The sequence below is a fragment of the Sandaracinaceae bacterium genome (assembly GCA_016706685.1).
Classification (GTDB): domain Bacteria; phylum Myxococcota_A; class Polyangia; order Polyangiales; family Houyiibacteriaceae; genus JADJJE01.
Map to the genome: position 1 here is coordinate 16819 of JADJJE010000053.1, position 21757 is coordinate 38575.

Annotated in this window: 17 protein-coding genes and 1 pseudogene; 9 read left to right on the forward strand and 9 right to left on the reverse strand. The window is 71.1% G+C overall.

The window, feature by feature from the left end:
- The first annotated feature begins 101 nt into the window (after window positions 1–101).
- The 3 genes and pseudogenes from IPI43_31985 to IPI43_31995 all read left to right on the forward strand — a co-directional run bounded on the left by IPI43_31985 (window position 102) and on the right by IPI43_31995 (window position 7474).
- Complete coding sequence (locus IPI43_31985; GenBank protein ID MBK7778684.1) at window positions 102–3458, forward strand: fused MFS/spermidine synthase; 3357 nt, start codon at window positions 102–104, stop codon at window positions 3456–3458.
- 118 nt (window positions 3459–3576) lie between these two features.
- Complete coding sequence (locus IPI43_31990) at window positions 3577–4518, forward strand: response regulator (GenBank protein ID MBK7778685.1); 942 nt, start codon at window positions 3577–3579, stop codon at window positions 4516–4518.
- A 90-nt stretch (window positions 4519–4608) separates the two neighbouring features.
- Window positions 4609–7474: pseudogene (locus tag IPI43_31995) on the forward strand (valine--tRNA ligase).
- Here IPI43_31995 and IPI43_32000 read toward each other — a convergent pair.
- The 6 genes from IPI43_32000 to IPI43_32025 form a co-directional block, all read right to left on the reverse strand.
- Window positions 7475–7762 (reverse strand): Dabb family protein, encoded by a 288-nt coding sequence (locus IPI43_32000; protein ID MBK7778686.1) that lies wholly within the window; start codon window positions 7760–7762, stop codon window positions 7475–7477.
- Window positions 7763–7811: 49 nt separating this feature from the next.
- Window positions 7812–9299: an NAD(P)/FAD-dependent oxidoreductase gene (locus tag IPI43_32005; GenBank protein ID MBK7778687.1), complete on the reverse strand. Its 1488-nt coding sequence runs from the start codon at window positions 9297–9299 to the stop codon at window positions 7812–7814.
- Window positions 9296–10132, reverse strand: coding sequence for an SDR family NAD(P)-dependent oxidoreductase (locus IPI43_32010; protein ID MBK7778688.1), 837 nt, complete (start codon window positions 10130–10132; stop codon window positions 9296–9298). The genes IPI43_32005 and IPI43_32010 overlap by 4 nt, the downstream gene beginning before the upstream one ends.
- A 36-nt stretch (window positions 10133–10168) precedes the next feature.
- Window positions 10169–10774: a hypothetical protein gene (locus IPI43_32015; GenBank protein MBK7778689.1), complete on the reverse strand. Its 606-nt coding sequence runs from the start codon at window positions 10772–10774 to the stop codon at window positions 10169–10171.
- 63 nt (window positions 10775–10837) lie between these two features.
- Window positions 10838–11485: a hypothetical protein gene (locus IPI43_32020; protein ID MBK7778690.1), complete on the reverse strand. Its 648-nt coding sequence runs from the start codon at window positions 11483–11485 to the stop codon at window positions 10838–10840.
- 51 nt (window positions 11486–11536) lie between these two features.
- Complete coding sequence (locus tag IPI43_32025) at window positions 11537–12556, reverse strand: EamA family transporter (GenBank protein MBK7778691.1); 1020 nt, start codon at window positions 12554–12556, stop codon at window positions 11537–11539.
- Between IPI43_32025 and IPI43_32030 the strand changes: the two genes are divergently transcribed.
- Both IPI43_32030 and IPI43_32035 read left to right on the forward strand, forming a co-directional pair.
- Entirely contained in the window at window positions 12516–13946 is a 1431-nt protein-coding gene (locus IPI43_32030; GenBank protein ID MBK7778692.1) for a PAS domain S-box protein, read from the forward strand. The two genes, IPI43_32025 and IPI43_32030, sit on opposite strands and share 41 nt — an antisense overlap.
- Complete coding sequence (locus IPI43_32035) at window positions 13921–14532, forward strand: response regulator (protein MBK7778693.1); 612 nt, start codon at window positions 13921–13923, stop codon at window positions 14530–14532. Before IPI43_32030 ends, IPI43_32035 begins: the two co-directional genes overlap by 26 nt.
- 33 nt (window positions 14533–14565) lie before the next feature.
- Here the strand turns inward: IPI43_32035 and IPI43_32040 are convergent, their stop codons facing one another.
- Window positions 14566–15861 (reverse strand): hypothetical protein, encoded by a 1296-nt coding sequence (locus tag IPI43_32040; protein MBK7778694.1) that lies wholly within the window; start codon window positions 15859–15861, stop codon window positions 14566–14568.
- A 60-nt stretch (window positions 15862–15921) separates the two neighbouring features.
- Complete coding sequence (locus tag IPI43_32045) at window positions 15922–17292, reverse strand: hypothetical protein (GenBank protein ID MBK7778695.1); 1371 nt, start codon at window positions 17290–17292, stop codon at window positions 15922–15924.
- 126 nt (window positions 17293–17418) lie between these two features.
- Here IPI43_32045 and IPI43_32050 point away from each other — a divergent pair, with 126 nt between their 5' ends.
- From IPI43_32050 to IPI43_32065, 4 genes are all read left to right on the forward strand, one after another.
- The gene (locus IPI43_32050; protein ID MBK7778696.1) at window positions 17419–17763 is read left to right on the forward strand and encodes an SEL1-like repeat protein; all 345 of its coding nucleotides are present in this window, start codon (window positions 17419–17421) and stop codon (window positions 17761–17763) included.
- Window positions 17702–18721: a sel1 repeat family protein gene (locus IPI43_32055; GenBank protein ID MBK7778697.1), complete on the forward strand. Its 1020-nt coding sequence runs from the start codon at window positions 17702–17704 to the stop codon at window positions 18719–18721. Before IPI43_32050 ends, IPI43_32055 begins: the two co-directional genes overlap by 62 nt.
- 36 nt (window positions 18722–18757) lie before the next feature.
- The gene (locus IPI43_32060) at window positions 18758–19609 is read left to right on the forward strand and encodes a hypothetical protein (protein MBK7778698.1); all 852 of its coding nucleotides are present in this window, start codon (window positions 18758–18760) and stop codon (window positions 19607–19609) included.
- A gap of 83 nt (window positions 19610–19692) precedes the next feature.
- Window positions 19693–20931 (forward strand): DTW domain-containing protein, encoded by a 1239-nt coding sequence (locus IPI43_32065; GenBank protein MBK7778699.1) that lies wholly within the window; start codon window positions 19693–19695, stop codon window positions 20929–20931.
- 57 nt (window positions 20932–20988) lie between these two features.
- On the opposite strand, the gene IPI43_32070 is transcribed toward IPI43_32065, so the two are convergent.
- Window positions 20989–21642, reverse strand: a complete 654-nt coding sequence (locus IPI43_32070; protein ID MBK7778700.1) for a glutathione S-transferase family protein — start codon at window positions 21640–21642, stop codon at window positions 20989–20991.
- Window positions 21643–21757 lie beyond the last annotated feature (115 nt).

Genomic DNA, 21757 nt, shown 5'->3' on the forward strand with positions numbered 1-21757 from the left:
CGGGGCGCCTCCTAGCAGCTACGGTGCCGCGCGCCTACTCGACCGCACGCTGCGCGCAGCGTTTGACAGCAGCATGCGCGGGCGGCCATCGTGCCCCGGCCGTGAGCGTTCGCCTTGCCCTCTACCCCGCCCTGTTCTGCTCGGGCGCTGCCGCGCTCGTGTACGAGTCCGTTTGGGCGCGCATGCTGCACCGCGTCTTCGGCGTGGGCGACCTGGCCATCGCCACCGTGCTGGCGTGCTTCTTCCTGGGGTTGGGCATCGGCTCGGCGCTGGGCGGGCGGCTGGCGCTGCGCGTGCGCTCACCGGCGCGGACCTACGCGCTGCTGGAGGTGGGCGTGGCGGTGTGGGCCTTCGGCTCGCTGTGGGCCCTGCCCGAGCTGCACCGCGTGTACGCCTTGGTGGGCGCCGGCCAGAGCTTCGGGCTGCTCACGCTCATCCGCTTCCTGCTGTGCCTGCCCGTGCTGCTGCCACCCACCATCGCCATGGGCGCCACGCTGCCCATCCTGGTGCGCGCTACCAGCGAGTGGGGCACCGAGCGCGCCACGGCCAACGCGTCGGCCAAGTTGGGCTGGGGCTCCGAGGCCACTTGGCTCTACGCCACCAACACGCTCGGTGCCGTCTTCGGGGCCGGGGCCAGCGGCTTCTACCTGCTGCCCGAGCTGGGCGCGCGGCTGTCGCTCGTCGCGGCGGCGCTGGCCAGCCTGGTGGCCGCGGCGATCGTCATGATTGCCCGCCGTGCGCATGCGCGCTGGACGCCCGGGCACGTGAACCTGGACCCGTTCGCGCTCGAGCACGCCACCAGCGAGCTGGCCCCCGACGACGGCTCGCTGGCCTTCTCGCTGCCCACGCGCGCCTTCGTGGCCGCCACGCTGGCCGGGGGCGCTGGCCTGGCCTCGCTCGCCAGCGAGGTGCTCTGGACACGCGTGCTGCGCACCATCGTGCAGGGCACCACGCAGGCGTTCGCGGCCATGCTGGTGAACTACCTGCTGGGCATCGGCGTGGGGGCGCTGCTGGCCGACCGGCTGGTGCGCGGTGGGCGCTCCCCGCTTCGCGTCTTCGGGCTCTGTCAGCTGGCGCTGGCGCTGCTCACGGGCTTCGCCATCGCGGCGGTGCCGCAGCTGCCGCGCCTGATCGTGATGCTGCACGGCGCGCCCGTCACCATCCCGCACGAGGTCAGCGTGCTGATGATCGTGTCGTCGCTGCTGCTGCTGCCGCTCGCGCTGGTGCTGGGCACCAGCATCCCGCTCGCGTGGCAGATGGTGCGCGACGACTCCGCGCACGCCGCAGGCCACGCGGGGCGCGTGCTGGCGTTCAACACGCTGGGGGGGCTGCTGGGGTCGCTCTTGGCGGGCTTCGTGCTGGTGCCGGCCATCGGCGTGGAGCGCGCGCTCTACCTGGTGATTGGGCTGCACGCCCTGCTCGCCTCGCTGGCCCTGGCGCTCTCGGGGACGCGCCCGCCGCGGCGCGTGTTCGGCGCGCTGGTGCCGGTGCTGGCCGTGCTGTGCATCGTGGCGCTGCGGCCCTCTCTCCAGCTGGCCTGGCTGCTGGACGCCTGGCACGACGGGAACGCCACCGCGGTGAGCGGGCCGGAGCGTGGCGAGCCCTGCCAGAACGGCACCTGCGACGGCGAGGCGGTGTGCATCGAGGGGCACTGCAACGACACGGTCCGCTTCATGCGCGAGGGCCGCAACACCACCGTCACGCTCCTCACGCGCGACGGCAGCAGCTATCGGCTGTTCAACGACGGGCGCCCGGAGTCGGGCTTCTCGCCGGGCAACCCGGGCTTCGGCAGCGAGCTGGCGCTGCTGGGGGCGCTGCCCTCGCTGCTGGCCGCGACCCCGGAGCGCGCCATGGCCATTGGCTTCGGCGGTGGGCACACCACCACCATGCTGCTGGCGGGGCCGTTCCAGCGCGTGGACGTGGTGGAGCTGGAAGAGGCGGTCATCGACGCCGCGCGCATCATGCACGCCAACTTCGACAAGCCCTTCCCGCTGGACGACGAGCGCGTCCACCCCACCTTCGACGACGCACGCGCGCAGCTGCTGCTGGCGCCCGCGGGCACCTACGACGCCGTGGTGTCGCAGCCCAGCCACCCCTGGCTGGCGGGCTCGAGCGCGCTCTACACCGAAGAGTTCTTCCGTGAGGTGCAGCACAGCCTGCGGCCGGGCGGCGTGCTGGTGCAGTGGGTGAACCTGTTCCGCATGGACATCCCCAGCCTGCGCAGCGTGGTGGCCACGTTGCTGGCCGTGTTCGACCACGTGCACTGCTACGTGGCGGAGGACTCGAGCTTCATCATGGTGGCGGGCGATGCGCCGCTGGCCTTCGGGCAGACCACCATCGACCGCCTGGACGCGAACCGCCCGCTGCAAGACACGCTCTCGGCGGTGGAGCTGGGCACGCTGGTGGAGCTGGTGAGCGTGGTGGAGCTGGACACCGCGGGCTCGCGCCGCTTCGCAGACGGAGCGCCCGTCATCCACGACGACCGGCCCACGCTGGAATTCGCGCTGGCGCGCCTCGAGTTCTACTCGGAGCTGGATGAGCTGGCCCTCGACCAGGCGCTGGTGGGCATCCCCTGGCTGAGCCGCAGCTCCATCGACGCGCTGCCGCGCACGTTGCTGCCGGATGCGTTCCTCTTCCGTGCGGAGCACGTGCGAAACCGGCGGCGGTCGCTGACACGCGCCGAGCAGTCGCTGCCCGACGCCACGCTGCACGCGTCCGACCTGCTGATGGTGCAGGGCACGCTGGCCGAGCTGCGCGGGGACCTGCGCTCTGCGCTGCGGGGCTATGCCGCCAGCCAGAACCGCGACGCCGTGGACCGGCTGGACTACCTGCGCCACGTGGAGGGCATGGACCGCGACCTCTTGCGGCACGCGCAGCGCCGGCAGGTGGCGCCCTACAACGCGAGCCACGCGCTAGCCGCGTGCCTTGGCGTGGGGGAGCCTGCGCTGTGCGACGGCGCGCTGCGAGCCGCCCAGCTGCTGCGGAGCACCGACGACGACGCGCTCGAGAGCGCCGCCCGCGCGTTCACCGAGGGAGGCTGCCCCGCGCTCTTGCTGGCCGTGGGCGCCGACGAAGAGGCGCTCGAGGAGCCGGACGCGGCCTTCCGCGCGCTCGAGTGTGCCGTCACCCAAGGCGCCCCGGCGCAGCGCGTGAGCGAGCTGGCCGAGGCCTGGACCGCCGGCCGCATCCGTGTGGCCGCCTACGAACGCAAGCTGGCCGAGGAAGCCAACGAGGGGCTGAACCTGGGCCTGGCCATGCGGCACTACGTGCACACGCTGCGCTACGATCCGCGCGACGGGGAGGCCGCGGCAGCCCTCGCGCGGCTGCTGGTGCAAGCGGGGGACACCGACCGGGCACGGGGCTTTCTGCAGCGCACCTTCGACGCCACCCGGAGCCTGAGCGAGCCGCACACGGCCGTGGAGCGGGCGGCCCGCGACCTGGGGATCACCCTCCGTTGACACCCCCATTTGGGGCGTCCCCATTTGCTTCCTCGACTTTCTTGACCTTGGCACACATCTCGCGATACCAAGGGGCACGTAATTTCACCTCGAAATACGGGGCGTTAGGAGAGCAACTGTGGCTCTGAAGATCTTGGCGGTCGACGACAGCGCGACGATGCGCACCATCATGAAGATGACCTTTGCGGGGGAAGACGCGGAGGTGCTCACCGTGACGAACGGTGACGATGCCGTCACGAAGGCCAAAGCCGCGGTCCCCGACCTCGTCTTCGCCGACGCATCCATGAGCGGAGTGGACGGCTACGAGGTGGCTCGCGCCATCCGCGCCGAGCCCTCGCTCGCCAAGACCGCCGTCATCGTGATGGCCAGCCAGCACCACCCGTACGACGACGCCAAGGGCAAGGCCTGTGGCGTGGACGACCACATCCTGAAGCCCTTCGACAGCAAGGTGGTCATCGAGAAGGCCAACGCCGTCGCTGCCGCCCGTCGCAACGCCGCCCCGTCCGTCGCCGCCGCTGCGCCCGCCCCGGTCGCTGCCGCTCCGGCCCCCGTGGCCGCCGCACCCGCTCCCGTGGCCGCCGCACCCGTCGCTGCCGCCGCCGCCCCCAAGCCGCCCGTGCCGCCCCAGCCACGCGCTGCTCAGCCCGCCGCCCCAGCCGCTCCCGTGGCCGCCGCTGCCCCCGCCCCGGTGGCCGCCGCGCCAGCCGCCGCAGCCGCCTCCGCCGTGCGCCCTCCCCGAAGCACCGTCGCCTTCGATGGCGGTGGACCCACCGCCGCTGTGGGCCACGCCGCTGGCCCCGCGCCGGCGCGCTCGCCCTCGTCCACCACGCTCACGGCCATGCCGGCCCCGGCTCCCAGCGCAGGGGCCCCGGCTGCCCGCGTGACCGCACCCAGCAGCGACCTGGCCAGCAAGCTGGCGGGCCTGGGGCTCAGCGCTGACCAGGTGGCCGGTGTGCTCGCCCTCTCCCGCGAGGTCATCGAGCAGGTGGTCTGGGAAGTGGTCCCCGAGCTGGCCGAGACGCTCATCAAGGAAGAGATCAAGCGCCTCACGGCGGAGTGATCCGGCCGCCTGGGTGGCCTTCGCCCAGGCAGGCTGCGTCCCGGCGGGTACTTGTTGACGACGCGCAGCGTCCGTCGCACAAGTCACGCCATGAGTGACGCCGAGATGCCCAAGCTGTACGTCCCCGCGAGCGCGGAGGACCGCTGGTATGCCTGGTGGGAGAAGCAGGGCTTCTTCCAGGCCAGCAACGCGCCCGAGGACACGCGCCCGACGTACACCATCGCCATCCCGCCGCCCAACGTGACGGGCACGCTGCACATGGGGCACGCGTGCCGCACCACGTTCGAGGACCTGCTCACGCGCTACGAGCGCATGCAGGGCAAGAACGCGCTGTGGATCCCGGGCACCGACCACGCCGGCATCGCCACGCAGGTGGTGGTGGAGCGCAAGCTCAAGGCCGAGGGCCTCACGCGGCACGACCTGGGCCGCGAGAAGTTCATCGAGCGCGTATGGGAGTGGCGCAAGGAGTCGGGCGACACCATCCTCGGCCAGCTGCGGAAGATGGGCGCCTCGTGTGACTGGTCGCGCACCAAGTTCACCATGGACCCCGACCTCTCGCACTCGGTGCGCGAGGCCTTCGTGCGGCTCTATGAAGAGGGCCTGATCTACCGCGGCACGCGCCTGGTGAACTGGGACGTGGTCTCGCAGACTGTGCTCTCGGACCTCGAGGTGGAGACCGAAGAGAACGTGAAGTACACGGAGGAGTTCGGCGTCTGCGAGCTCTTCGACTTCGCCTACAAGCTGGACGACGCGGACGCTGCCGCCACCGGGCGTGGCCGAGATCATCGTGTCCACCACGCGCCCCGAGACCATGCTGGGCGACACCGCGCTGGCGGTGCACCCGGAGGACGAGCGCTACACCGCGCTGCACGGCCGCTTCGTGACGCACCCCTTCGTGGCGCGCCGCATCCCCATCCTCTGCGACGCCGAGCTGGTGGACCCGGCGTTCGGCACCGGCGTGGTGAAGGTCACCCCCGCGCACGACCCGAACGACTTCGCCACGGGCAAGCGCCACGGGCTCGAAGAGATCAGCATCCTGAACAAGGACGGCACGCTCAACGAGAACGGCGGGCCGTTCGAGGGGCTCGACCGCTTCGCCGCGCGCAAGGCCGTGAAGGCCAAGCTCGAGGAGCTGGGCCTCGTGCGCGGCTGGAAGAAGCACGTCATGTCGCTGCCCCGCTCGCAGCGCAGCGGCAGCATCGTGGAGCCCATGATCTCCACGCAGTGGTTCGTGAAGATGGAGCCGCTGGCCGGCCCCGCCATCACGGCGGTGGAAGACGGGCGCGTGCGCATCCTCCCGGAGGACTGGACCAAGACGTACTTCCACTGGCTGCGGAACATCCAGGACTGGTGCATCTCGCGGCAGCTCTGGTGGGGCCACAGCATCCCGGCCTGGTATTGCGCCGACTGCGAACACATGAGCGTGAGCCGCGAAGACCTCACGGCGTGTGCGGCCTGCGGCAGCACCAAGATCGAGCAGGACCCGGACGTGCTGGACACCTGGTTCAGCTCGGCGCTCTGGCCCTTCTCCACGCTGGGCTGGCCCAACCAGACGCCGGACTTGGCGCGCTTCTACCCCACGCAGGACATGGAGACCGGGTACGACATCCTGTTCTTCTGGGTGGCGCGCATGATCATGATGGGGCTCCACTTCATGGGGGAGGTGCCCTTCTCGCGCGTGCTGCTGGCGGGCCTGGTCACCGACGAGCGCGGCCAGAAGATGAGCAAGGTGAAGGGCAACGTCATCGACCCGCTGGACGTCATCCACGGGACGAGCGGCGCTGCGCTCATCGAGAAGGCCGAGAAGTCGGGCGCTGCGGCAGACGGCGTGGACTATCTCCGCACAACGTATCCGGACGGCTTCGACGCCTACGGCGCCGACGCGCTGCGCATGACGCTGCTGAGCTACTCGCCGCAGTCGCGCCGCATCGCGCTGTCCATCAAGCGCATCGAGGGCTACCGCAACTTCGCCAACAAGCTGTGGAACGCGGCGCGCTACGTGCTGGGGCGCCTGCAGGGCCAAGACGGTGAAGAGGGGCAGCCGGCAAGCGCCGCGCGGCACCCCAACGCGCGGGCCCGAGGTGTGCGCCCGGCGGTCACGGCGCTTCCCAACCGCTGGATTCTGTCGCGCTTGGACGTGGCCTTGGCCGCCGCCAACGCGGGCATAGAGGCCTACCGCTTGGACGAGGGCAGCCAAGCGCTCTACCACTTCGTGTGGGACGAGCTGTGCGACTGGTACCTGGAGCTGAGCAAGCCGCTGCTGGACGGTGACGACCGCGCGCTGGCCGAGGAGACGGCCGCCGTGCTGCTGCACGTGCTCGAGACCACGCTGCGCGCGCTGCACCCCATGATGCCGTTCATCACGGAGGACATCTGGCAACGGGTCCCACGCGCCGACGCCGCCGCCGCCACCGAGAGCATCATGCTGGCGCGCTACCCCGAGGCGGGCCGTGACGGCCTGCGCGACGAGGCGTCCGAGACCGAGCTCACCGTGGTGCAGGAGTTCATCGTGGCGGCGCGCTCCATTCGCGCCGAGTACGACCTGCCCCGCCGGCAGCCCATCGCCATTCACTGGGTGTCCGAGGACAAGGCGCGCGCAGCCACCCTCGAGGCCGCCCGCTCGCTCATTGAAGCGCTGGCCGGGGCCACGCTCACGCAAGACACCGCCGCGCGCGTGGACAACCCGCACGAGCACTTCACCCTGGCGGCCGTGTTCGTGCTGCCCGGCATGCGCGGTGTGGTGCCCGGCGTGATCGACCCCGTGAAGGAGCGCGAGCGCCTGAGCCGCCAGCTGGGCAAGATCGAGAAGGACTTGGGCGTGCTCGAGAAGAAGCTCACCAACGAGAAGTTCGTGAGCGGCGCCCCGCCCGAGGTGGTGGAGCAGACCAAGCGCGACGCCGCCGAGCTGGCCGAGAAGCGCGACCAGATGAGCGCCGCCATCACGCGGCTGGGCTGATCAGGTCTCGTAGTCCACGGCGACCGAGCGCTCCACCACCTGCTTCATGTGCACCCCCACGCCCTGGTGGACGGGGTGCACCTGGTAGGCGTCGAGCGCCGCCCACGACTCGTGGTGCGTGATGAGCGCGATGTCATAGGACCGCTCGCTGTGCAGCTGGTCGGCGCCGACCTCGATGTCCAGCAGCTCCGGGATGTGTCCGCGCATGGCGAGCAGCACCTGGCGCGTGATCTCGACCGCGGCCTCGCTGCGGTCCTTGAGCTTGAAGAGCACGACGTGGGTGATCATGGGGCGGATCTTGCCGCATTGGGCGGGCCAGGTGAAGGCTCAGATGAGCCTATGCCTCGAACGCGTAGTCACGCAGCGGGAAGTGCCCGGCGCGCCACCAGGCCTCGGCGCTGGTCACGGGTCGGAACGCCACGTCGCCGTCCGCGTTGAAGTAGTAGCTGTTGGACGTCTGGCAGTCCGCGTTGAACCACACGGAGCGCTGCTGCCGCTTCAGCATGGACGCGTGGTAGTCGGCGTTCGCGCGCGGCTGGACGTCCACGTAGGTGGCGCCCCGCTTCCGGGCCTCGCGCAGCAGCCGCACGATGTGCCGCATCTGCGTCTCGATCAGGGCGAAGTACGAGGTGCCGTTCCACCCGTAGGGCCCGAGGATGCTGAACAGGTTGGGGTAGCCCGGCACGGACACGCCTTGATAGGACTGCGAGCGGTGCTCGGCCCAGAAGCGGCCCAGCTCCACCCCGCCCACGCCACGCGTGGGATACGGCGGCACGTTGTCGGGCTCGAAGACCTTGAAGCCCGTGGCGAGCACCAGCACATCGGCTTCGTGGAGCACCCCGTCGCGCGTCTGCACGCCGCGTGGCGTGATGCGCTCGATGGGATCCGTGACCAGGTCCACGTTGTCGCGTGTGAACGCGCGGAGGTAGTGGTTCGACACCGACGGGCGCTTGCAGCCGAAGTCGTAGGTGGGCGTGAGCCGCTTGCGCAGCTCGGGGTCCTTCACCTGGCGCTCGAGGTGTTGGAGCCCCGTGTTCGTGAGGTAGCGGCGCAGCGCCGGCAAGTCACGGGCGTAGTGAAAGGCCAGCACCAGCAGCGTCTCGCTCGCGGCCAGCGCCGCAAAGCGCGCCACCCGCTGCGTGGCGGGCAACCGCGCGAAGAGCGCCTGCACGTGCGGCGGGATCTCGGGGTCCGTCTTCGGGAGGATCCAGATGGCCGTGCGCTGGAACACGCTGAGGTGGGCCACCTCAGGGGCGATGGCGGGGATCACCTGCACCGCGCTCGCGCCCGTGCCGATGACCGCCACGCGCTTGCCCGTGAGCGACACGCTGTGGTCCCACGTGGCCGTGTGGATGGTGGGCCCCTCGAAGCTCTCGAGGCCAGCGATGGCCGGGCTCTTCGGCTTGCTGAACACGCCGGTGGCGGCGATGACGAAGCGCGCGGTGATGACCTCGCCACCCTCGAGCTGCAGACGCCACACGTTCCGGGCCTCGTCGAAGTCGGCCGCGACCACCTTGGCGCGCAAGCGGATCTTGCGGCGGATCCCGTAGCGATCGACGCAGTGGTCGGCGTACGCCTTGAGCTCCTTGCCGGGCGCGAAGACACGCGACCAGCTGGGGTTCTGCTCGAACGAGAACGAGTACCCGAACGACGGGGTGTCCACGGCAACGCCCGGATACGTGTTGTGGAACCATGCCCCGCCGATGTCCTCGCCCATCTCGAGCACCAGCACATCGTCGAAGCCGGCCTTCTCGAGCAGGATGGTGGCGCCGATGCCGGAGAAGCCCCCGCCGATGACGACGACTTGGTGGTCGGGCTGACTCATCGGACCATCCACTCCGCGAAGCGTGTGCTGGCTCGGCTGGTGACGCGGCTCAGGCGCGGCGAGAGGCGGTGCACCAGCCACTGGGGCGTGACGAAGAGCGGCGCGACCACGACCACCACCTCCTTGCTGCGGAGCGTGTCCACCACGGCCAGCGCGACGGCCCGGGGGGAGACCGCGAAGCGCTTGGCCAGCGCGTCGATGCGCGCCACGTCCATCACGGCGCTGCGCTGTGGGGAGTTGCGCAGGATGGGCGTGTCGATGACGCCAGGGCACACCACCGAGACGCTCACGGACTCGCCGGCCAGCTCGGCGTCGAGCGCCTCGGTCAGCGCGACCACCCCGTGCTTGGCCGCGCAGTAGGTGCCGAGCAACGGGATGGGGAAGAGCCCTGCGCCGCTCGCGGTGTTGACGATGTGGCCCGGGCGCCCCTGGGCCTTCATGCGCGGCAGGAAGTAGTGGATGCCGTATGCGGTGCCCAGCAGGTTGATGTTGATGGTGCGCTGGATGTCCTCGAGCGTGAGGTCCGCGAAGCGCCCGCCGACGCCGATGCCCGCGTTGTTGTGGAGCAGGTCCACCGCTTGGTCCTCCGTGTACACCGCGTCGGCCAGCGCTGCGATTTGGGCTGGATCGGCGACGTCCACCACATGGGTGGTGACCCTTCCGCCGGCGGCCCGCAGCGCGCTAGCCGTCTCGCCGAGCAGCGCCTCGTTGATGTCCACCAGGTGCACCTTCGCGCCGAGCTCCACGAGCAGCTCCGCGGTGGCGCGCCCAATGCCAGAAGCTGCGCCGGTGACCACGGCCACCTTGCCCGAGAGTGATGTTGGGTTCGCCATCCCCCGACACTACTAACCACCTGGCGAATAAGCAACTCAGACCCACGAGACCTTCAGCGCCATGCTGGTCTCCGAGGTCTGCCGGGGGGTGACGTACACGCGCCGCACCACGAGCTCGAGGCCGCCCTGCACCACGCCGCCGAAGCCCCAGCGGAAGTACCGCACGGCACACAACGGCACGCCGATGAAGTGCACGCTGATGTCCTTGGGCCCGTCACGCAGCACCTTCACGCCGCCGCCCCGGAAGATGCGCTCGGAGATGCTGGGCGCGCGCGCCAGCACACGCGCCGGGTCGACGGCCCCCGTGGCCTTCAACCCGCGGATGAGGGTGGCGATGTAGCTCTTCTGGACCCGGTCTCCCACCGCGCGGCCGATGGCCAAGACCTCTTCGTTGGAGGTGATGAGGGTGTCCATGGCGCGGTAGTGCGCCAACGCCAGCGGCATCTCCACCCAGGACTGTGGCACCAGCGTGCGGATGGCCTCGTGATGCATCGGCTCCAGCACGGCGAAGTAGTCGTCGTTCAGCGAGCGCTCGCGCATGGCCTGCAGGGAGGACCCAATCAACGTGCCTCGGATGGCGGGCGACACGGTGGCGTCCACCTCGAGGTTCGCGATGACGTTGTGGCCGAGGGTCGTGGACAAGGGGACCTCCACGATGGCACAGGGCAGCGCGCGACACCATGGCGCCCGCCCCGCGTTCGGGCGCTAGTCATTGGGCGCGAGGTCGAGCACGGCTCGAGCGGCCTTGGCGGGGACACCGTTGCCAGCGGCGCGGCGGGTCAGCTCAGCGACCAGCGCCGCGCGGTGCTCGCCCTGCTCGCGGAGCAGTGTCACCAGCGCGTGCCGTGCGGCCGCCGCCAGATCCACCCGCTTGAAACCGCGACCCGAAGGCTTTTCGGCCAGCGACTCGAGCAGCACCGGGATCAGCGGTGTCGTGTCGGCGCCGTGCGAGCCGAGCCGGCTCAGCGCTGTGAACACCACCTGTCGATCCGCGCCGGACACCTCGGCGGCGTGGGCCGCCAGTACGGCGATGGGCCCCAGCTCGACCTTGGCGCGGTGATCGAGCTGCAGCAGTGCGAGCCGATGGGGTCCTGTCAGGAGCGTGCGGACGAGCTCGGCGTCCGCGGTGCGGTACGCGTGCACCGCGAGCGCCCAGCCCGTTTGCCGCATGGTCATGTGGTCGCTCGACTGGACGGTGAGCAGCCGCGCCACGTGCTGGCTGAGGTCGGCGCCGCGATGCGCGTGCAGGTAGACCTGACGCGCGCACTCGGCACGGCGCGCGACGTCGTGCTCCAGCTGCAGTTCATCGACGAGGAACCCGAGGTCAGCCAGCTCGGTCGTGGCTCCATTCATGGTCGCCCATGGGTATCACGAATCCGTTGTCGGCCGGCAGGCCGTCAGGACTCATGCGCGCTTCGCGTTACCGACCAGGAGCAGCATGACGGCCGCGACGACGATGGCCGCGCCGACCAGCGTGCGCGCATCGACGGGCTCGCGCGCGAGGGTGTGTCCGAGCACGAGCGCGATCAGCGGGTTCACGTAGGCGTAGCTCGTGGCCACGGAGGGCTGCGTGTGTTTGAGCAGGAAGGCGTACGCGCCGAAGCCGACGATGCTCCCGATGAACACGAGGTAGAGCAGCGCGAGCAGCGACTCGAAGCTCGCGGTGGCGAGGTCGGCTTGCCCGAGCTCCCCGCGCAAGAGACCGGACGCGATCAGGATGCTGCCGCCGGCGAGCATCTGCGCGGCCGTCGACATCGCCGAGGAAGATGGCAGCGGGAGCCGCCGCGCGAGCACGGAGCCGAAGGACCACGACAGGATGGCGCCGAGGATCATCGTGATCTCGCCGATGCTCGCGAGCGAGCGGCGGTCGGGTGTGCCGACCAGCACGAAGACGCCGGTCAGCCCGAGCGCCATCGCGACGAGCGCGCGCGGGGTGGGACGCTCTCGCGAGATGATGAACGTGAACGCCGACACGAAGAGCGGCGTGAGCGCGATGATGAGCGCGATCAGTGAAGACGCCACGGAGCGTGCGACCAGGCTGACGAGCCCGTTCCCGACGCTGAGCAGGAGCACGCCGATGATCGCCGTGGTGCGCCACTCGCGGGCGTGGGTGGGCGCTCTCCGCGCACGCGCATCACAGCGTAGAGCAGCGCGCCTGCGGTGAAGAACGGACACCCCCCCGTCAGCAACGGGGGGCAGCGTGCGCACGGCGATGGCGATGGCCACGTAGGTGGCGCCCCACGCGAGGTAGACGCCGAGGAGCGCAGCGAGGATCGCGCGACGCGACGGGGCGCCGGGGTCGAGGGGGGTCGTCACGCGCGGCACCTTAGCCGTTCCCGGTCCGGTGGGCAGCACGCCGAATCGAGGTATCCTGCGGCGACCGATGCCGGACCACACCACCTCCACCCGGGTCGCCGAGGCCATTCGCCTCATCCACGTGGCCACGTCCAAGGCCACGGGAGACGAGTTCTTTCGCGCGCTGGTCCGGGCCATGGCCGACGTCCTCGGCACGCGCTTCGCGTTCGCGGGCGAGGTGACCCCCGGTACCCGGGAGGTGGTCTCGGTCGCCATGTGGAACGGCGAAGGGTTCATCGACGACTTTCGCTACGATCTCGAGCACACCCCCTGCGCGGCCGTGGTCGGGGGGGACTACTGTCAGTACCCCACCAACGTTCAGCGAGCGTTCCCACGCGACACCCTGCTGGTGGACATGGGCATCGAGGCGTACTTCGGCGTGCCCATCCGCGGGCGGGACGGTACACCCCTCGGACTCCTGGTGGCGCTGCACGACCAGCCGCGCGCGCCGGTGGACGACCTGGATGAGATCCTGGCGCACTTCGCCGCGCGAGCCGGCGCGGAGCTGGAGCGGCGTGCCGTCGAGGTGGCGCTGCGAGAGAGCGAGGCGCGCTACCGGGAGATCGTGAGCACCTGCGCCGAGGGGATCTGGAAGATCGACGCCGAGGGGATCACCACCTTCGTGAACCCGCAGATGGCCACCATGCTGGGCTATGACCCGGCGGACATGCTCGGGCGCCCGGTCTTCGACTTCATGGACGAGAGCGGCCGCGAGCAGGCGCTGGTGAGAATGGAGCGACGTCGGGCGGGGCTCAAGGAGCTGCACCGCTTCGACCTCCTGCGACGCGACGGAGCGGTGGTCCACACGCTGATGAACACCAACCCGGTGCTGGACGCGGCCGGCGGCTATCAGGGCGCGCTGGCGATGGTGACGGATGTCACGCACCAGGTGGGGCTCGAGAACCGCGCGCGCGAGGCGCAGAAACTGGAGAGCCTGGGGCTGATGGCGGGCGGCATCGCGCACGACTTCAACAACCTGCTCGTGGGCATCCTGGGGCGCGCCGACCTCGCGCTGGCGCGCATCCCGCCCACCGAGCCGGCGCACCGCATCGTGGAGGGCATCCGCGACGCAGCGAGCCGGGCGGCCGACCTGACCAACCAGCTCTTGGTCTACGCAGGGCGCTCGCCCGTGAAGATGCAACCGGTGGATCTGAACCGATGCGTGCTGGAAATCGCAGGGCTCTGCGCGTCATCTGCCCCGAGCGGCGCGCGCGTGGAGGTCGCGGGCGTTTCCCAGGCGAAGCTCATGGTCCTGGCCGACCCGGGAGCGCTCACGCAGATCGTGCTGAACCTCATCACCAACGGTGTGCAGGCGCTGGGGCCCTGCGGGGGGCGTCGTGAGGGTCTCCGCCGAGCCTTCGGAGGTCAGCATGGGGGCCGTCGAGGCCGCCAGCGGCGAGGCACTCGCGGCGGGCCGATATGCCGTCTTGCGCGTGGAGGACAACGGCTCCGGAATTGACGAAGCCACGCGCGCCCGTGTGTTCGACCCCTTCTTCACCACCAAGTCGACGGGGCGGGGCCTCGGGCTCGCGGTGGTGGACGGAATCGTGCGCAGCCACGGCGGGGCCATCGTCATCACCAGCCAGCGGGACCACGGGAGCACCTTCGAGGTGTACCTTCCGCTGAGCGCGGCGAGCGACGAGGTGGCAGTCGAGGTCCCGACCGCCGCGCGGAGCACCACCGCGGCACGCGCCCTGCTCGCCGACGACGAGGCCGTCGTGCGCGAAGTGGTCGAGCTCGCGCTCTGCGACGCGGGGTACGAGGTGGACACCTGCGTCGACGGCGCCGCCGCGCTGGCTCTCTTCGAGGCAGCTCCCCAGCGCTATTCCATCGTGCTGCTGGACGTGACCATGCCCGTGCTCGGAGGCCTCGAGGCTGCGCGCCGCATGTTGATGACGAGACCCGAGATGCCCATCGTCATCATGTCGGGCTTCACCGACGAGCGCGTCCCCGACGAGCTGCGCCACCTGCGCTTCATGCAGAAGCCCTTCGGCATCGCCGCCCTCCTCGATGCGCTCGAACCGGCCGGCCGCGCGCGCCGCTAGACGTGCTCGCGCTCGCTCGCCAGCGAGGTGCCCTCAGTCACAGCCGTCGAAGCGGATGAGCATGTAGCGCCGACCGACCTCCACACAGGCGGCCGGCACCACTCGGCCGGTCGGATGCACGGTGGCGGCCTCGATCAGGGCCGCTCGGTGCAGCGGCGAGTGCTGCAAGAGCAGGATGCCCCCGCGGACGGGCGCGTCCGCGGGCAGGCCGACGTTGGCGGAGAGCGCGCCCGCGGACCCGAGCCGCTCGAGGAACGCGCGGCTCTCCGAAGGGCTCATGTCGCCGAAGTGATTGAGCTCACCCAGACCGAGCCAGGTGCGTGCGTCCTCCGAGACGTAGTCCGCCGTGGACGCGAGCAGCTGGGCGTCGGTGAGCCCGTTCTCCGGGTTCTCCGTGGCCACCGCGGGGACGTCGTCGGGCGTGCTTCCGGCAAACATCGAGCGACCCAGCGCGAGCAGGACTCCCACCAACACCAGCCCCCCGAGGGCGGCCACCCACTTGTTCCGACCCGCCGCGGGCTCGGGCCCGGGCCGCGGAGGCGAGGCGGCCGGCGGCGCTGCGACCGGCGGCGAGCCGGCCGCCCGCTCCGTGGCCCGCGTGGGCGGAGACGCTCTCTGGGGCGCCTTCACCTTGGGCAGGCTGGCGAGGGCAGTCTGTAGCGCCTCGATGTCGTCTTCGGTGGGGTGCGAATGCGGCGTAGCCGCGATGGGCGCAGCTGGCGGAGCGCTCGAGGGCATCCCGGGCGGACGCAGCGACGCGGGCGCCGGAGCGCGCATGGGCGCTGGGATCAGCGATCCGAGCTCGAGCTCGTCATCGAAGGCATCGTGACCCGGCGCCTCGAGTTTGACGGCGACCGGCGGCGCCACGCCGAGTGGCCCTGGGACCGCACGGCGTGCGGGGCCGCTGGGCGCGGGGGGCTTCAAGGGCACATAGGCCGACGAGCCCTCGCCGTACGCAGGCTCGTCGGCCAGCAGCGCGGCGGACACATCCGGCGCGGCGGCGCTGACCTTCTTCACCCGAACCCGCGGGCCTCGCGCGGCGCTGGCGCTGGTCGCGGCGGCCTCGGGGACGGCCTCGAGTCGCGCAGGCAAGATCCCCTCGGGGCAGAGCTCCACGTCGGCCCCTGCCCTCCCCAGCGCCTCGGCCGCCTCGGCCGCCTCGGCGGCCGTGACGCCGCGTCGCACCAGGCGGGGCACCGAAGCCACCAGCGCCACGGCGCGCGCGAGGTCCATCTCGAACGCCCAAGCGATGCCCTCGGCGGCGTCCTCGGGGGCCAGGTCGAAGCCCATGATCCACACGTCGACGGTATCGGAGTAAGGAACGGCCATGAGAGGGATGAGACCGCTCCCGCGGCCCGTCTGCAAGCGCGCAGTTCCGGAGGCCCGTGTTCAGCCGCCCACCATCGCGATGAGCGCCAGCGGCGCGAGCAGCTCCCCCTGAAACGACAACGTGAACGCGTGGTCGCGCGGGCCCGAGAGGCCAATGCGGGCGTCGAGACGAATACCGACGGGCCACTCGAGGCCGCCAACGGCACGGTGCCCGAAGTACAGCCCGGCGGTGACGCCGTGGCCCCCGCCACCGAAGCGCCCATGCACGCCGAACGAGGGCACGATGGCGCGGTCCGCGCGAGTGGGAAACACCACGTGACCCCCTGCGCCCAACAGAAAGTCCTGTGCCCCGAGGATGCCCGTGGAGCCGATCTCGCCGTAGAGTCCGAAGCCCACGTCCCGCTGCTCCGCCCTCCCGAAGGTGACCTCGGGCCGGAACGTGAGCGCGGGTCCGCTCGGGTGCGACTCGCGTCCCGCGCCCGAGTCGCGCACGAAGAAGCCGCCACCCATCGTGAGGTTGAAGGCGAAGCCCACACGCGCAGGAGCTCTCGGCACGCGCTCGATGAAGCCGTACCCGTCGCTCGGGTTCGCGTCGAAGAAGGCACGCCCCGCGCTGTCCTCCGCGACGAACCGAGGGTCGAGCGCCGCGACCAGCGCGCGCGCCAGCGAGGCCTGGTCGTTCGCGGGCGCGCCATTGCACGGGCACGTGGCCGCCGCGGTGGGGTCCACCGTGCACAGCGGCGGAACGTCCACCTCGAGCACACGTCCGGCGCCGAGCGCACCCGTCGCGACATCCTCGGCCTGATCACACGCCCCTCCCTCGGGGTCCACCACGATCGGCATGCGCGAACCCAAATCGCTGAACTGGCGACAGGCCTCGATGGTCTCCCCCACGGTCTCGCGAGGCGCGACGAGCACCACGCGCGCCGCAGGGTGCATGTGACACCCGCCCGTGCCGAGCATGGACTGCCCCAGCCACGCCATGTCGGCCATGAAGACGACCGCAGCCACGGGCACGTTGGCGGTGCAGCAAGGGCCGAAGTCGCGGGCCTGGACGTCCGCGAGGACCTCGAGCACGCGCGCGGAAACGGCCTCCGGCAGGGTTTGCCGCAGATCGGGCGTGACCACGGCATACGTGCTGGCGAGCGCCCGCGCGAAGGGCTCGAGGCGCGCTGGGTCTCCCGCCGTGACCAGCAACACGATGGGGCGCCGCGGGTGACGCATGGCGGGGTCGCAGACCGGACCGGGGGTGTCGCAGGTGACGTCACCCCGGAGTGGCGTGTGTGTTGGCAAGGGGATGCTGGACGCGTGCTGCACGGACGAGGGCCACTCGCTCGACGAGCTGGCAGGGGGCACGTCCTGGGCACTCACCAGCCCGGATCCAGAGAGCACGTTCACGCAGGCCAGCCCGAGCACCGTGGACAAACGCATGCTGGGAGCTTCTCACGACTCGCCCCTGTACACCCGCCATGCTCGAGCGCTCCCGCAGGCTAGGGCCTCGCCCAAGCGGTCTCCATGCGCCTTGTCAGCGGCACCGGGAGCGGGCTTCATGGGGGCATGACGACGCACGGCTCGCCCGCCCGGCCCCTCGGTGCCCTACTCCTCGCGCTCGCCCTCTCGGGCTGTGGCGCTGCATCGCCCCCGCCGCCCACGACGCAGGTCGAAGCCACGCCGCCCGCCTGCACGAGCTATCAGGAGCTGCGCGGCGACCGCTGCATGTACGTGGTGGAGGCGGAGGAGCGCTGCCACGAGGCCGACGGCGCCGCGTGTACCGGGGCTGGGGACGCCTACATGACCGGTGTGAACGTGGCCGTGGACGTCGATCACGCGGCCGAACTCTATGCGCGCGCATGCGAGCTCCGGGGACGCCGAGGGCTGCAACAGGCTCGGGTCCCTCCATGAAGATGGTGACGGCGTAGCGCTGGACCTGGCCGAGGCGGCGCGGCTCTACGCCGCCGGGTGTGAGCTGGGGAGCGCGGAGGCGTGCACGGTCTATGGCGCCATGCTGGCCAACGGGGACGCCGTAGCCCAGGACCCCGCGCGCGCCGTGACGTTCTACGAGCGGGCCTGCCGCGATGGCGAGCCCTACGGATGCGGCAACTTGGGAGCCGCCTACCTCCACGGGGAGGGCGTGGCGGCGAACGTGCAGCACGCGATGGCGCTCCTCGAACGCGCCTGCGAGTCGAGCGTGGGCTTTGCCTGCGCGGAGCTCGGCTGGGCGCTCACGGACCACCCGGACGTCCCGCGGGACGAGAGCCGCGCGATGACGCTGTTCGAGCGGGCGTGTGCTCTCCACGACGCATGGGGTTGCCACCTCGCCGGCCGATCATTCGCAGAAGGGGCCATCGTCCCGCTCGACGTCGAGCGCGCGCAGACACTGCTCACCGAGTCCTGCGAGCTCGGGGAGGAGTCTTCCTGTGAGATCTTGGACGAGCTCGCGGCGCCGGCGCCGACCCCGCAGGACACGGCCGCCAGCTGCGCTTCCCCCGCGCGCCTCACGCTGGGCCGGGAGGTCACGGGCACCACGGCAGACGCCGTGAACGGCCTGGTTGCCACCTGTGGTCTCCGCGCCACCTCGCCCGACCGAGTGTACACACTGGTCATCACACGGCCCACGCGCCTCAAGGTGGACCTGTTCTCCGACTTCGACGGCGTGGTGCACATCCGCAGCGCGTGCTCGGTGGCGCCCGAGGGCCAGGTGGCCTGCAACGACGACGCCGCGGACGAGCGACCCAACGCGGACGAGCGCCACTCGGCCCTCGAGGTCGAGCTCCAGCGCGGCACGTACTTCGTGGTGGTGGACGGCTACGCCGCACGAGAGTCGGGCGCGTTCCGCCTGTTGGTCGACCGCGCGCCCTGAGCGCCCGGACTGACTGATTCATGCGACGCTCGTCGCATGCGCCATCCGACCTGGGGCTTCGAGCTACCCGAGATCCTCGCCCGGTTGATCGACTGGATGGGGGGAGACGAACGTCGTGCCGAGCTGCTGGAGCGCGCCGCGGGTGACATCGACCCCGCGCTCTCCAACCGCTTCGGGCAGACGGTGGGCAAGGAGCTGGCGTATCCGGGTCACCCCTTCGAATTCATCCCCATCTTTTGGAACGGGGGCGACGCACTCCAGTACGGGCTGGTGGTCCATTCAGACGGCCTCGCTCACCGCATGGCCTCGTACGCGCCGGGGGATGATCGGGGGCCGCGCTGGCTCGGGGACGACGCCTCACAGGGCCTCGGCCACCTGCTCGCCGTGAATCGGCACTGGGCTGGTCGCACGGCGGCGTGGAGCGCACCCGGTGTGCAGGACCTCATCGACGAGCATCGGAGGGACGTGGCGGCCGCGGTCGACGAGCTGGCCGCCGCGCTCTCGCTCGAGGTCCCCGACGAACTCCCGGGCCTGACCGAAGGCGCGCGGTCCGACCGCGATGTCACTCCCGATGCGCCTGCCGGCTGGACGTTCGAGGAGTGCAACGACGACGTCGGGGTGCTGGCGCCGTCCACAGCGTTCGATCCCGACCTGGTGTCCATGGATCGGCCCTTCGACCGCGACGCCGAGCTCCTGACGGTCGACGGCCTCCTCGCGCGTGGCTTCCCGGCGTCTGCCTTGGCCGTGGCGCGCAACGTGTATCAGTTCACGGCGTTCGACGGGGATCGCGGGGCGGCAGCCGCCCGAGCCATGCAGCGCTCCTACTCGGCGCTCGGCAGGGAGTGGCTCGTGGGGCGCGTGGACGCGTACCTCGACCGCGATGACTGAGATGCCGACCGCGCCGGCAGGAGGCACGCGCGCATAGCGAAGGCCAGCACCGTCCAGTACAGACCAGGCGCCCCGAGGCACGCATGACCCACGAGACGCCCGAGACCCCGACCGCCGAGCACCGCGAGACGTGCTTCCGCTGCTTCAAGCCACGCTCCACGTGCGTGTGCGGGCTGATCACGGCCGTTCCCAACCGGGTGGGGGTGTCCGTGCTGCAGCACCCGCGTGAGCGCGCCCACCCGCTCGGCACGGCCCGCTTCGTGGAGCTGGGCCTCTCGAACTCCGAGGTCATCGTGGCCTTCACGGGGGACCGCGACCTGCACGTGCCCATGCAGCTGCCGGAGGGCACGGGGCTGCTGTACCCGAGCCCGGACGCCACCGACCTCGAGCAGGCCACGCCGGCCGAGCGGCCGCGGCACCTGTTGGTGCTGGACGGGACCTGGAGCCAGGCGCGCGCGCTCTACCGGCAGAACCCGTGGCTGGCTGGCATGCCGCACTTTCAGCTGTCGCCCGAGGCGCCCAGCCGCTACCGCATTCGGCGCGAGCCGCGCCCCGAGTTCGTGTCCACGCTGGAGTCCGTGCTGCTGGCGCTGCGCATCCTGGAGCCCGAGACGGAGGGCTTCGAGGGGCTGCTGAGCGCGTTCGACTCGCTGGTGGACACCCAGATCGAGCACCACGCCAGGGCGAAGGGCGCGGGGGAGCCCAAGCGGCAGAAGCGCGTGCGGCGCGAGCGCCTGTATCGCGGCGTGCCGCGCTGGCTGGCGGAGGACGCCGAGCGGCTGGTGGGGCTGTATGCCGAGGCGGTGCCGCCCGCCACCGCGGGGCCTTCGAAGCCCGGCCCACTGCTGCAGCTGGTGGCCATGCGCTTCGCCACGGGTGAGCGCTTCGAGGCCATGATCCGCCCCGCCGCCGGCCTGCCGGGAGACGCCGAGCTGGCCACCATCGGGCTCACGCGCGCGGACTTCGATGACGCGCTGCCCGGAGAGCAGCTGGCCCATGCCCTCGACGGTTTCCTACGGCCGGGCGACGTGGGCCTCGCGTGGAACCGCAGCACCCCCAGCCTCATGCACGACGCCACGGGCATCGCCCACCGCATGCGGTTGCTCAAGCCGGTGCTGCGCGAGCTGGGCCCGCTGGACGAGCACGGGTCGCTCCAGTCGCTGGACGTGCTGGCCAGCCTGGCGCGCACCGAGCTGGGCGAGGCGGACCAGGCGCTGGACACAGAGGGCCTGCGCGGACGCGCGGCTGGGCGCCTCGCGAACCTGCTGCAGGTGGCCCGCGCCACGCGCCTGCGTGGGCTGAAGGCCCCGACGCTCGAGTAGCACGGCGCCCCGCTGGCCCCGCCGGGTGGGTGGCCAGCGCGACGGTTCGAGCGGCCCTCAGCCCGCCAGCACGTGCTGGTCCACGTTCGCCTTCTCGGCCGCGAACGCCTGGAACCACGGCTGCTTCGCCACGTTGGGCCGCTGCTTGCAGCGCTCGTACCACCGATGCAGGCGAGGGAAGTCGCGCTCCGGCAACCCCAGCCCATCGATGGCCATGCCGAAGAAGGGCAACACGATGATGTCGGCGATGGAGTACTCGTCCCCCGCGAAGAAGGGCTGGTCGTCCAGATAGCCCTCCCACGTGCGGCACTCGGCCATGAGCTTCTCGAGGCGTTCGCCCAGCTCGGCGCGCCGCATGCCGCGGAACTTCACGGACCCGAAGATGTTGGTGGGGTCCAGCTTCTGGTTGAACTCGGCGATCAACCGAATGCACTTGGCCATGGCCACCGGGTCGCGCGGGATGAGCGGCGGCTCGGGGTAGCGGTGCTCGAGGTACTGCACGATGGCCACGCTCTCGAACACGGTGATGCCGTCGTCCACGATGCACGGCACCTGGCCGCGCGGGTTGATGGCCAGGTAAGGCGGCTGGCGGTGCTCGCCCTTGAAGAGGTCTACCGTGACGTACTCGTACGGGAGGCCTTTCTCCTCGAGGTAGAGCTGGGCGCGCATCGAGTTGTTGGAGAAGGGGTGAGCGTAGAGCTTGATGGCCACGGTGCCTCGTGTCGCCGGACGCGCCGGCTCGTTACGCACCTCGAGCCGCCCATGGCGCTCCCGTGTCGGGCGTTTGCTGCACAAGCGGGAGGGGCATCGTGGTACCCATGCACGT